General features: G+C 32.6%; 7 protein-coding genes. 4 read left to right on the top strand and 3 right to left on the bottom strand.

Annotation, left to right across the window (positions count from 1 at the left end; all coding sequences use genetic code 11):
* The first annotated feature begins 7 nt into the window (after window positions 1–7).
* The 3 genes from ACXAHM_RS12000 (at window position 8) to ACXAHM_RS11990 (ending at window position 5,980) form a co-directional block, all read left to right on the top strand.
* Window positions 8–694, top strand: coding sequence for a response regulator (locus ACXAHM_RS12000; protein WP_474960682.1), 687 nt, complete (start codon window positions 8–10; stop codon window positions 692–694).
* 281 nt (window positions 695–975) lie between these two features.
* On the top strand, window positions 976–4,485 hold the full coding sequence (locus ACXAHM_RS11995) for a molybdopterin-dependent oxidoreductase (protein ID WP_474960681.1): 3,510 nt from the start codon (window positions 976–978) through the stop codon (window positions 4,483–4,485).
* A gap of 40 nt (window positions 4,486–4,525) precedes the next feature.
* Entirely contained in the window at window positions 4,526–5,980 is a 1,455-nt protein-coding gene (locus ACXAHM_RS11990; RefSeq protein ID WP_474960680.1) for a rubredoxin, read from the top strand.
* 56 nt (window positions 5,981–6,036) lie between these two features.
* Here the strand turns inward: ACXAHM_RS11990 and ACXAHM_RS11985 are convergent, their stop codons facing one another.
* Entirely contained in the window at window positions 6,037–9,177 is a 3,141-nt protein-coding gene (locus tag ACXAHM_RS11985; RefSeq protein WP_474960679.1) for a hypothetical protein, read from the bottom strand.
* Between the two features lie 269 nt (window positions 9,178–9,446).
* Here ACXAHM_RS11985 and ACXAHM_RS11980 point away from each other — a divergent pair, with 269 nt between their 5' ends.
* Window positions 9,447–11,636, top strand: a complete 2,190-nt coding sequence (locus ACXAHM_RS11980) for a glutamine synthetase III family protein (RefSeq protein ID WP_474960678.1) — start codon at window positions 9,447–9,449, stop codon at window positions 11,634–11,636.
* Between the two features lie 75 nt (window positions 11,637–11,711).
* Here ACXAHM_RS11980 and sufD read toward each other — a convergent pair whose 3' ends face one another.
* Together sufD and sufC are read right to left on the bottom strand one after the other, a co-directional pair.
* Window positions 11,712–13,007 carry a Fe-S cluster assembly protein SufD gene (gene sufD / locus ACXAHM_RS11975; RefSeq protein ID WP_474960677.1) on the bottom strand — a complete coding sequence of 432 codons (1,296 nt, stop codon included), beginning with the start codon at window positions 13,005–13,007 and terminating at the stop codon, window positions 11,712–11,714.
* Between the two features lie 16 nt (window positions 13,008–13,023).
* Window positions 13,024–13,782: a Fe-S cluster assembly ATPase SufC gene (sufC, locus tag ACXAHM_RS11970; RefSeq protein WP_474960676.1), complete on the bottom strand. Its 759-nt coding sequence runs from the start codon at window positions 13,780–13,782 to the stop codon at window positions 13,024–13,026.
* Window positions 13,783–13,841: the final 59 nt, after the last annotated feature.

Here is a 13,841-nt window from a genome sequence, read left to right as displayed (position 1 = left end):
ATTTTTAATGAACCAAATTTCAGTAGTACTAACAGATGATCATGTTGTGGTCAGAAATGGAATTAAATTATTATTAGAAAATAGTCATGAGATTAATGTCATTGGCGAAGGTGCTAATGGACAAGAAGCTTTAGACCTTTGTAAGGAACTAAAACCAGATGTATTGGTCATTGATATTAGAATGCCAATTATGAATGGTATCGAAGCCACTTCATTAATCAAAAATTATAGTCCATCTACTAAAGTACTAATACTATCAATGCATGATGATGCAGAATACATTTTAGATGCTGCTGAAAAAGGTGCTAGCGGATATTTATTAAAAGATTCAAATAGTGAAGAATTTCTAAAAGCTATTAAAACTGTTAGTGAAGGGAAAAAATACTTTAGTGGTGATATTTCTAAAGTACTTGTTGAAGGTTATCTTAACATGAAACAAGGTTCTTCTTCTCCAAAACCAGAAAAAGCTTCTTCAGAAAGTATTCAAGTAGATTTAACGAAAAGAGAAAAGGAAATATTAAAACATGTCATTCACGGTAAAAGTAGTAAAGACATAGCTGAGATATTAAATAAAAGTGTTAGAACTGTAGAAACACATCGTTTTAACATTATGAAAAAAATGAACGTAAAAAGTGCGGTTGAATTAATTGCAAAAGTCAATGAAATTGAAACTTTAAAGGCTGAACTTTCATAAGGTATTACGTAGTTTTTTCTTTGACCACCCTTTGTAAGTATAAAAATTATACTTACAAAGGGTGTTTTTTTATCCAATTTTTAATAAAACACTAAAAAATATAAATTTACATACGTATAATTACGTATTTTTTACTTAATTTTACTCACGTGTTATACGTATTTATTAAGAGTGAATACTTAAACTTAAAAATAATACTTAGCACTAAGAAAAACACATGCTTGAATTTTAGGGTAGCATTCGTGTGCTACCCTATTTCAAAAAACTTAGCAATATCGATTATGAAAAATATCTCAACATACAAGTCTACATGTTCTTATTGTGGTGTCGGATGTGGCATTGAAGTGAATAAAGATGCAAAAGGAAAACTTACCGTTGAAGGAGATATTAACTACCCTGTCAATAAAGGGAAATTATGTTCTAAAGGAATGAACTTACATTATGTGGTGCAAGATACTTCCGATAGATTATTACACCCACAAATGAGATGGAGTAAACAACATGATCTTCAAAGAGTAGATTGGGATACTGCTTTTACAAGAGCTGCAGCTGTTTTCAAATCGATAATTAAAAAATATGGTCCTGATAGCGTAGGAATGTATGTATCAGGACAATGCTTAACAGAAGAATACTACTTAGCCAATAAACTCACTAAAGGTTTTTTCCAGACAAATAATATCGATACTAACTCAAGGCTATGCATGAGTAGTGCAGTAGTGGGATATGTAAAAACAATAGGAGAAGATACTGTGCCAATTTCATATGAAGATATAGAATATGCTGATACTTTTATGATTGCAGGAGCCAACCCAGCTTGGTGTCACCCTATTTTATTCAGACGTATTGAAGCACATAAAGAAGAAAATCCGGATACTAAAATCATTGTTGTAGATCCAAGAAAAACACAAACTTGTGCCCTTGCAGACCTTCATTTACAATTGAATCCTGGAACTGACATAATATTATATCAGGCAATTGGTAGAGCAATAATTGAGGAAGGTGATCTCGATTGGGATTTTATTAAAAATCATACGGATGGTTTTGATGCTTATCGAAAAGAAGTAGTGACAAGAACTTTGAAAGAAGCTTCTGCTATAACAGGTGTAACAATAGATGATATTAAACTAGCTGCAAGATATATTGGTAATGCAAAAGGGTTTATTAATATGTGGGCTATGGGATTAAACCAAAGTGCACAAGGAACTAATAAAAACTTAGCATTATTAAACTTAAACTTAATCACTGGTCAAATTGGTAAAAAAGGTGCAGGACCATTCTCTTTAACTGGACAACCTAATGCGATGGGTGGTAGAGAAGTTGGTGGTATGGCTTCTTTACTAGCAGCACATCATGATCTTAAAAATCCGGAACATAGAGAAAAAGTCGCAAATTTCTGGGGTGTTGATCACATTCAAGAAAAGCCTGGTAAAACAGCAACTGAAATGTTTGAAGCTCTTCATTCTGGAGAGATGAAAGCTGTTTGGATAGTCTGTACCAATCCAATGGTTAGCTTACCAGATTCTAAATTTGTTGAAGAAGCGCTAAAGAAAGCTAAGTTTGTTATCGTTCAAGATATTTCAAACTCAGCAGACTCAATCGAATATGCTGATTTGATTTTACCTGCAGCAGGATGGTTGGAAAAAGAAGGTACTATGACTAATTCAGAAAGAAGAATTAGCCACCTTGAAAGAGTGATTCCTGCTCCTGGTGAAGCTCTTCCAGATACAGAAATTTTCTGTCGTTTTGCTCAAAAAATGGGATATCATGGATTTGAATATCAATCTACTGAAGATATTTTCAAAGAACATGCTGCTCTTACAAAAGGTACCAACATTGATATCTCTGAACTTACTTATGATATTTTAAAAAAGAAACGTTCTGTACAATGGCCTTATTTAAATGGACAAAGTACTGATCGATTATTTACAGATAATCAATTTTATACTCCTAATAAGAAAGCTCAAATATCAACAACTGGTATTGAAAATGAATCAGATAAGATAACAAAAGACCTTCCATTAGTTCTAACTACAGGTAGAATACGTGATCAATGGCATACACGTACTAGAACGGGAAAAGTCAACAAATTAAATCAACACATTAGTGATCCTTTTTTAGAAATGCATCCAAATGATGCTTCATTCAGAGGATTAAAAGATGGGGACACAGCGTTGATTACGACTGAACGTGGAGAATGTAGAGTAAACGTTACAGTAACTACTGATATTAAAGAAGGAGTAATCTTTATGCCTATGCATTGGGGTAAAATCAGTAAACAAATTTTTGCACGAACAAATAATCTTACAGCGAATCACATTGACCCTATTTCTAAAGAACCAGATTTTAAATTTTCAGCTGCTCAAGTAAAAAAATACAAGAAGCAGAAAGAAAAGATATTAGTGATTGGAGCAGGTGCTGCAGCTTATCGATTTATTTATACCTATAGAAATATAAATACAGAAGATGAAATTGAAGTATTCTCAAAAGAAAGTACTCCATTTTATAATCGTGTCCTACTTCCAGAATATGTAAATGAGACATTATTATGGAAGGATTTACAAAAATATGATGAATTAGAAGAATTTGATCGTTTAGGAATAAAACTTCATCTAAATAAAAGTATTCAAAGTATTGATCGACGAAATAAAGAAATAGTCGATCAGTTTGGAGATCGTTTCCTATATGACAAATTGATCATTGCAACAGGTAGTAGACCTTTCGTCCCAGCGGATGTACCTATACATTTCGAAGGTGTATTTACAATGAGAAATAAAAAGAATGCTGATAACCTCAAACAATATTTAGATCAGAAAAATGGTAAAGTAATCATTGTAGGTGGAGGTTTATTAGGTTTAGAGCTAGCTGCATCTTTAAGAGAGATAGATATACAAGTAACAATAATACAATTAGCCAATAGATTAATGGATCGTCAACTTGACCCAACAGCTTCTGAATTGTTACTACATCATTGTGAAGATAAAGGCATTGAAGTATTACTTAATGATCAGGTTCAAACTATTGAGAAGCAAGGAGAAAAACTATATAAAGCTAAACTGAAGGGTGGTCGTACAATTGAAAGTAATGCAATTGTATACGCTATCGGAACACGACCAAATACTGAAATTGGAAAAGAATCTGGATTAAAAACCACTAGAGGTATTGTTATTAATGAGTACCTTCAAACATCAGATCCAGATATTTTTGCAATGGGAGAAATTGCTGAATTTGATGGGAAATTAAATGGAACAACTGCAGGAGCAGAGGAACAGGCTGATGTCTGTGCAAGGTATATTTCAGGTGATCTTTTAAGTAGATATTCAGGTACACTACCGATGAATATATTAAAGTTCTCAGATTTAAGTCTTTGTTCTCTAGGTATTATTGATACTCCTTCAAAAGACAGAAGTTATGAAGAAGTCATATTACTTGATAAGGCACAAGCTTTCTATAAAAAATGTATTATTAAAGATGATAAATTAGTAGGAACTATCCTTCTTGGAGATAAAGCTGAATTTGCTGATTATAAAAAATTAATTGAGCTGAAAACCGAATTAGGTACCAGAAGAAGTGAATTACTAAGAAGCAAAAATGATAGTGAACCATTAATTGGAGAGGTGGTCTGTTCATGTGCAAACGTTGGTAGTGGCAACTTACAAAATGCCATGAATAATGGATGTACTACCTTAAATTCACTTTGTGAAAAAACAGGTGCTGGTTTAGGTTGTGGTAGTTGTAAGACTGAACTACAAGCTATGCTTCAAAATAATGAAGCTAATTTAATTACATTATAAGAACATAGACTTACTTTTACTTCTTAAAATAATAGAGAACATGTTAGATCAATTAGATAATACATTAGAAAAAGAAGATTTAGTTAGAATATTTATCAAGGGAGGTATTTCATCACCAGGTGATTTTATGAAAATAATCCAAGTTGCTGAAGAATTAGATGTAGATCATATCCATTTTGGTTCTAGACAAGATATGCTTTTTGCACCTCCTACTATTAGTCGAAATAAATTAAAAGAGACATTTGAGTCCATTAAAACAGCTTTTGATTGTGATGGAGAATCTTATCAAAATATTGTTACTTCATATGTAGCATTAGATGTTATTCCTAGTACAAGTTGGTTAGCTGCTCATACTTATCATTACATTCTTGATACTTTTGATTTTCAACCAAAATTAAAAATTAATATTACTGACCCTGCTCAAACTATGGTTCCATTATTTACAGGTCAGTTAAATTTTATTGCGTCTGAAAAAGAAGGTTATTGGTATCTTTTCATTCGTGAAGAGGAACATGCTGAAGTCCTTTGGGAGTGTCCTAACTTAATCTATAGTTATGATATAGCTAAAGTAGTTAAAGCATTTGAAGGTTTATATGTTGCTGATAAAATTATTGATAGTGTTCAAATCTGGAAAACTATTGTTAGTACTTTAGATATTAATACAATTGCTAAAACTGAAGAATTATTACTTCCTACTGGCCCCTTCCCTTATTATGAAGGTATGCATAGAATGCTAAGTGGAAAATATTGGCTAGGTTTATATTGGAGAAATAACAGTTTTGACATCCCTTTCTTAAAAGAACTTTGTGAAGTTTGTATGAAAACTAATATTGGTAAGATTACAATTACACCTTGGAAATCATTTATTGTAAAGGGAATCGATAGTAAACATATTATTATTTGGGAGAAATTATTAGGAAAGTTTGGTATCAATGTTAGACATTCTGCATTGGAGCTTAATTGGCATTTACCTGTACTAGATCAAGAAGCATTAGATCTCAAAAATTATTTAGTAAGAGCATTAGACAAACAAGATATAAGTACTTATGGTCTAACTTTTACAATTAAAACTAAACCTGTAATACTTTTTACTTCTGTAGTCATAGAAAGTATTCCTTCTGCAGGTGGTGATATGTTATATAATGTACTATATGCTAAAGATTTTAATTGTAATGAACCGAAGTATATTCCCTTTGTTCAAAGAATTCCAAGAGAGGCCATCCCTCCTATTTTAATTGAACTTAGTCATTTATATTATGAAAATTTAGACAACAGCAATTACGATTTAGATGAACCAAAAAAGGTATTAAAAGCAAATACTGTTAGCGTTTATCAATGTCAAAATTGTTTAAGTATATATGATGAAAGTATGGGCATACCAGAAGATGGTATTCCTGAAAATACAAAATTTGAATTTCTACCAAGCTCATTTACTTGTCCTACTTGTGAAAGTGGAAAGGAAGAATTTACTGAAATTAATATGCCACAGTCTTAGTTCTAAACTAAAAGCAATAAAAAAGCCTACATAATGTAGGCTTTTTCTATTTCTAATTATTTGTTTCCTTCATAAAGCGTTGTCTCTGCAAATTTAAAGTCTGATACATTTTGTGAGTTATCTTTAAATTTGACAAACACTCTTTTTAAACCTGGTCCTGGCTCTAAATTCCAATTGAATTTTTCTGAGTAAGGTCTCCAAATTGCCCCTTGGAAGTTTTGTTTATTTGAAACCATCATATAAACTGCTTCACGAGCTTTGGTGGTAATTGTTACAGTTGGTGAATCAACGGCAGTTTTACCATCCTCAATTTTTATATACATTGGGATTGGAGGTGTTGTATCTAGGATAATCTTCGCTTCAGTAATCATAGATTCATTACCAGCCTCATCTCTAAATTTAACATAAACAAATTTCTCACCATCTGTGCTATGTCTAATCACCCAATCTTTACTTGTTCCATAAGGCTCCCAATCAATTCGTGTTTTGAAATATCTATCGTTAGTAACTTTCATTTCTGTAGCACCTTCGGCAAAAATTTCTAACTGTACTCTTCCTGATTTTTCATTAGTATATCCCTCCCCATTATTGATAATTAGTTTTTCATTAACAGGTTCTTGTCTATCTAATAAAATACTGGCTGAAACTGCTGTGGTAACGTTTTCTGCATCATCTTTAAATTTTGCATAAACCGTCTTTTCTCCATCTTCTTTAGCTTCCAAGTAATGATCATAAATGTAATATTTGAACTTCTCCCAAACAGCACCATCAAAATCTTTACTATTTGAAATCATCATTTTAGTAGCCCCTCTTGCGTTTAACTTAAGACGAACTCTTGCATCATAATCTGTACAGTATTTCTCACCTTGACCTATTAATATTGATCCTTCTCTTGGTGCATCAGTATCTACACCAATAGATACATATGTTGGTCTAGAAGTGTTACCTACAGCATCCTTAAACATTACATATACAAACTTAATTCCGTCACCTGGAGGGAATTTCCATTTCTTTGTTGTAGCATAATTTTCCCATTCAGCTCCTTTAAAATCAGATCTTGAAGACAAACGCATCGTCTTAGCTCCTTTTGCTGTGATATTTAAAGTAACCTCTTCAAGGTTAATCAACTTATCTTTTGCTTCAGCAATTTCAACATCACCCTCAACTGGAGGAGTTCTATCCAAAGTAACATTTACAGAATATGTATCAGAAATATTACCTGCTTCGTCCATAAAACGTGTATATATTTCTTTTACACCATCTGCACCTGGAAGTCTCCAAGGTATATTATATTCTGAATAACCAATCCATCTAATCTTTTCAAAGTTTGGATGGTTACTGATTTGCATTTTAATGGCATCTTCAGCATTAACACGAACTAATGCAATTGCATCTGGATGATTTACAACTCCTTCTTTATGATTTTTAACTACAATTGAGCAATTAAATGGAGGTTTTGTATCCAAAACAATATTATCTGAAGCAGGGTCTGAAACGTTACCAGCTAAATCTCTAAAACGTACGAAAACTGTTTTAACACCATCATTTCCATCAAGCTTCCATTTTTTAATGACATTATAGGTTTCCCACTCTGCATCCATAAAAGTAGGATCATTACTAACTTGCATGAAATCCGCTTTCCTTGCAAATATTTTTAATGTCACATTATGTTCTTTATCAATACTGTATTCATCATTATTATTGATTGTAATCTTTCCACCTACAGGAGGTTCAGTATCGATTAATATTCTATCAAAGGCTGGTTCGGATACATTTTTTGCTCGGTCCATAAACTTCACATAAACTGTTCTTATACCATCTTGTCCAGGTTGTAGTTTCCAGTTTTTAACTTCTTCTTTATAAACCATCCATCTGGCACCAAAGAAAGTTTGTTGATTTGATATCATCATGAATCTAGCATCATCAGCTTTCACATGTAAATCAACAATCTGCTTTTCATCTTTCAACAACTTTACATTATTGGCAGTATCTTGAACAATTCCTTCTGCAAAAATATCTAATTTAGGATTTTGAGGAGGTGTAGCATCCAACATCACAGATGATGTATAAACTTCAGATTCATTTTTTGCTTGATCTCTGAATTTTACATAAACTGTTTTTTCTCCATCACCAATTGGGAAGTTCCAAACAGGAACAACAGGAGTATATGGCATCCATTCAGCATCGCTAAAATCCGATTTATTAGATACAATCATTTGAGTTGCACCTTGAATAATCAATTGCAATTTATGTCTCGCATGATTATCAATGAATTTACGGCCATCATCAATAATAACTCGACCAAATCTTGGAGGAACTCTATCTACAATTGCTCTGGCAGATACAATTTTAGAATAATTACCTACTTCATCTCTGAATCTTGCGTAAACTACTTTTTCTCCATCTCCAGGTGATAAAGTCCATTGTACTTCTTCTGCATAATCAATCCAGCCACTTCCACCACGTATTTGAATATGAGAAGCCCCAACAGCATAAAAATGTAGCGTTACTACAGAATCTTTTAAGAATTTTTCTCCTTCATTGATTTTTAATTTCCCATCAGTTGGAGGAGATGTATCAATAGTAATTTTTGCACTGATTATATCTGTTTCATTACCAGCAGCATCTCTATATTGAACAAAAACTTCTTTTTCTCCATCTAAACCAGGTAACTTATAACCATCAACTCTTTGCGTGTATGCTACCCATTTAACACCTAAAAAGTCAGGACGATTAGCGATTCTCATCTGATACGCTTCGTCAGCAGACAAAAACAAAGAAACTTGTCTCTTCTTATCATTTGTAAAAAGTAAACCACCATTGATAGCAATTTCTGGATTTTGAGGAGGAGTTCTATCAAGTTCAATAATTAATGAAGCTACTTCTGAAACATTTCCAGAGTTTTCATCCTTGAAAATAGCATAGATAGTTTTCACGCCATCCCCTTCTCCACGACGGATAATAGGAAAACCAGCTTTCTCCCAATTTACAGGTTCCCAAACTACACCTCTAAAACTTTCATCACGACTTATTTTCATATGAGTCGCGTTTTGGGATTTAATTCGTAATTGAACTCTTCCTTCAGGGTTATTTGTAACCTCTAAACCGCCATCAACAGAAATTGAACCTGTAACAGATTGTGACCAACTTATTTGAGCAACAAATAAAAATAAAAAAACTAGTAAAAAACTCTTCATAGAAGTTCTGTTATGCGCATATATGTGATATAATATCACAAATCTTAATCTCTCAAATTTATGTTATAACGACTATTATTCTATAATATTTCGTTAATAGGTAATGAATAATCAAATTACATACCAAGTGTGTTAAATAATTAAATTACTACTCTTTTTTAAATGGTTAAAGAGATCAATTTAATTATGTCATATAAAAAAAAGAATTTACGAAAAAATACGTATTTTTGTTATCCGAAATGAAATTATTCTTATTTAAATTATAAAGTATGGCGAAACAGCGGTTTGATGCTTTAAAAGTTGTTGAATTAAGACAACCAATAAATGTTACACCTCCATGTGAAAAGGTCTCTGATTATTTTGGCATAAATACCTTTGGGTTAAATGTCATGAAAGAACAGTTGTCATCTGACATTTATAACAGATTACAAAATGCTATTCATCGAGGAGAACAAATTGATGAAAATGTAGCAGATGCAGTTGCTACAGCATTAAAAGCATGGGCAATTACTAAAGGTGTAACCCATTATACTCACTGGTTTCAGCCACTTACTGGATCTACAGCAGAAAAGCATGATGCCTTTTTTGAGCTAACAAAAGATGGTCACGCCATTGAAAGATTCAAAGGTAGTGCTTTAGTTAGACAAGAACCAGACGCTTCGTCATTTCCTAGTGGAGGTTTAAGACAAACTTTTGAAGCTAGAGGATATACAGCTTGGGATCCAACATCCCCAGCATTTATTATTGAAAGTGGAAAAGGAAAAACTCTATGTATTCCAACAGTTTTCGTTTCATTTACTGGAGAATCTTTAGACAATAAAGCACCTTTATTAAGAGCCTTAGATCAAATCGATAAAAATGCAACTGCTGTTTGTCAAATTTTTGATAGAAGTATTGAAAAAGTTCAAGCTACTTTAGGAACAGAACAAGAGTTCTTCTTAATTGATAAAGCTTTAGCTGATGCTCGTCCAGATATTCTATTAACAGGTAAAACACTTTTTGGTCGTACTCCACCAAAAGGTCAACAATTAGATGACCATTATTTTGGAGCTATTCCTTCAAGAGTTTCGAGATTTTTACAAGAACTTGAAATTGAATCTTTTAAATTAGGAATACCAATAAAAACACGACATAATGAAGTGGCTCCTAGTCAATTTGAAGTAGCTCCAATTTTTGAGGAAGTAAATGTAGCGAATGATCACAATCAACTCTTAATGGATTTGATGAGAAAAGTAGCTTCAAGACATAACTTCCGTGTTTTATTCCACGAAAAACCTTTTGAAGGTTTAAATGGCTCTGGAAAACATAATAATTGGTCTTTAATAACTGATAAAGGTAAAAATCTTTTACAACCAAGTACAAAGGCAAAAGAAAACCTTATTTTCATTACTTTCTTTATCAATATCCTTAAAGCAGTTTATGATAATGCTGATCTCTTGAGAGCATCAATTGCTTCAGCAAGTAATGATTATAGATTAGGTGCCAATGAAGCTCCTCCAGCTATCATCTCTGCATTTATTGGTACTCAACTCTACAATGTTTTAACAGAGTTAGAGAATAATGGGGATATTAAAGTAAAAAAAGGTGACAATATTTACATGAAATTGGGCATCAATAAGATCCCTCCTATCTTATTAGATAATACTGACAGAAATAGAACTTCTCCTTTTGCATTTACTGGCAACAAATTTGAATTTAGAGCCGTTGGTTCAAATACAAATAGTGCAAGAGCCATGACGATTCTTAACACTGCTGTTGCCAATCAACTTGAATTATTCAAAAGAGAAGTTGATAAACTTATAGAACAAGATGAAAAGAAAGAAGTAGCAATTATTGATATCTTACGTTCATATATTCCTTCAGTTAAAAAAGTTGTATTCGAAGGAAATGGATATGGAGATGATTGGGTAAAAGAAGCGAAGAAAAGAGGATTATCAAATCACAGAGATACACCTAGAGCTCTTCAAATTCTTAAAAAAGCATCCACTTCTAGACTTTTTAAGCGAATGAAAATTATGTCTCAAGCAGAATTAATTGCTAGACATGAAATTCGATTAGAAAATTATACTAGAAAGCTACAAATTGAATCTAGGGTCATGGCTGATTTAGCTTTAAATCATATCGCACCTACTGCTATTCGTTACTTAAATATGCTTATCGAAAATGTAAAAGGCATGAAGGATATCGGATTAGAAAGCGAAACGAGTGAAATTATGCATTTGATTCAAAAAGTGTCAAAACACCTCAATATGGTTAAAAAACTAAGTAATGAGATGACACAGGAAAGAAAGAGAATCAATGCAATTGAAGATTCGGAACAAAAAGCGATTGCTTATTGTGATGAAATCAAAGAAAAATATTTCGAAGAATTAAGATGGCATGTCGATAAATTGGAAACTATGATCGATGATGAAATGTGGCCGTTACCAAAATATCGTGAACTTCTTTTTCTAAGATAGTTCCTCAAAAAAAAAGAGCGTTAATCAATTTTTGATTAACGCTCTTTCTATATATTATAGATTTGATTTAATAAACTAGATTAAATCATAACCCATTTCCGTAGCAACAATTTTCTCTACTAATGCTCTAACATTATCATTAGAAATTTTCTCGATAACGTCACCAGCAAAAGCATAGATTAATAAACCTCTTGCTTTGTCTTCTGGGATACCACGAGCTCTTAGATAGAACATTGGCTCTTCATCTAAAGCACCAACAGTACAACCATGTGAACAACTTACATCATCTGCCCAAATTTCTAATTGTGGTTTTGTATCCACAACAGCATCTGGTGAAAGTAAGATATTCTTATTTGATTGGAATGCATTTGTTTTCTGAGCATCTTCACGAACGAAGATTTTACCATTGAAAACACCTTTAGATTTATCGGATAAAATACCTTTATAAAGCTCATTACTGTATGAATTAGGCATTTTATGATCAACCATTGTATGATTATCAACTAAAGTTTTTCCTTTAACAAGGTATAAACCAGTCATTAAACCTTCACAATGCTCTCCTAATGCAATATTTAAGTTGTTTCTCACAATATGACCACCAGTTGTGATTGTAATATTATGATAAACACTATTGTCTGCTTGTTTCGACTCAGAAAGGGTTATTAATGATGTATTTTCTACTTCATCTTGTAATTTCAAATGGCTTAAGTTTGCTCTTTCAGCGACATTTACCTCAGCAACGCTATTGATAAGAATATTCTCTCCACCTAAAACAGCATTTCTTTCGATGATATTCGCTTGAGCACCTTCTTCCATGATCGCTAATACTCTTGGCTGAACTACTATGTTACTTCCTGATACAACGTTCAAGAACATAACCGAAGTTTCAGATAAAGCATTTCTTTTAGCATAAACAAAAGCACCTTCTACAACCGAAGCTGTATTTACACCAACAAATGGTAAAGAATTATCTGCATATTTCCCTAAATGAGCTAAAACTAAATCTTTATGATTTTCGATAGCTTCACTTAATGGAGCAACAATAACTTTATCTGTTGAAGTAAAGTTTGATAACTCAGCATTGTAAACCCCGTTCACAAAGACCATTACCTCAGTACCTTCGATTAAATAATCTTTGATATCTTCAGCAGTTACGTTTACTTCATTTGTAAATGTATAAGCATTGTTTACTAACTTTTTGATGTTAGTATATTTCCACTCTTCGTGTTGAATAGATGGAAAATCTGAAGACGCAAAAGTTTCTGCTGCTTCAGTTCTTAATTGAACTAATGCAGGTACTTTTTCGATTGTATCTTCTATATATGATAGTGCATTATTTTTTAATGCAGCATTTTCAATAACTAAACTCATAGTATTTTAGAGGGAATTAGTTTTGACCTTCAACTTCTTGAATGATCCAATCGTAACCTTTTTCTTCTAGCTCAAGTGCTAATTCTTTAGTTCCAGATTTTACGATTTTCCCTTTATATAATACGTGTACGAAATCAGGCACGATATAATCTAACAATCTTTGGTAGTGAGTAACAACTACGAAAGAACGTTTACCATCACGTAAAGTATTCACACCATTGGCAACAATTCTTAATGCATCGATATCTAACCCTGAATCAGTTTCATCAAGAATAGCTAATTTTGGATCAAGCATCGCCATATGGAAGATCTCATTTCTTTTCTTTTCACCACCAGAGAAACCTTCATTTAAAGATCTACCCATTAATGATTTGTCGATAGAAACGATCTTCATCTTTTCTTTCATTTCTTTCATGAAGTTTGCAGCATTGTAAGGCTCTTCACCTCTTGCTTTTCTAACTTCATTTACGGCTGTTCTTAAGAAATTTGTGTTACTAACACCTGGGATTTCTACTGGATATTGGAAAGCCAAGAAAAGACCTTTTTGAGCTCTTACTTCTGGAGCCATTTCCAATAAATCTTCTCCATCAAAATCAACTTCACCGCCTTCTACTTCGTAATCCTCTCTACCTGCTAAAACAGAAGCCAAAGTACTTTTACCAGAACCGTTTGGTCCCATGATCGCATGTACTTCTCCCGGTTTAATTTCTAAATTAATCCCTTTAAGAATCTCTTTGTCTTCAATCGAAGCTTTCAGATCGTTGATCTTCAACATATTTTTATATGATTTATTAATCAAAAATTCGTTTTCTAAGTATACCGATTGCCCTTTCT

The organism is Flammeovirga sp. AWQ4_249 (genome assembly GCF_056161045.1).
Note: the sequence above shows the minus strand (reverse complement) of the source record. Positions and strands in the feature narration are given on the sequence as shown.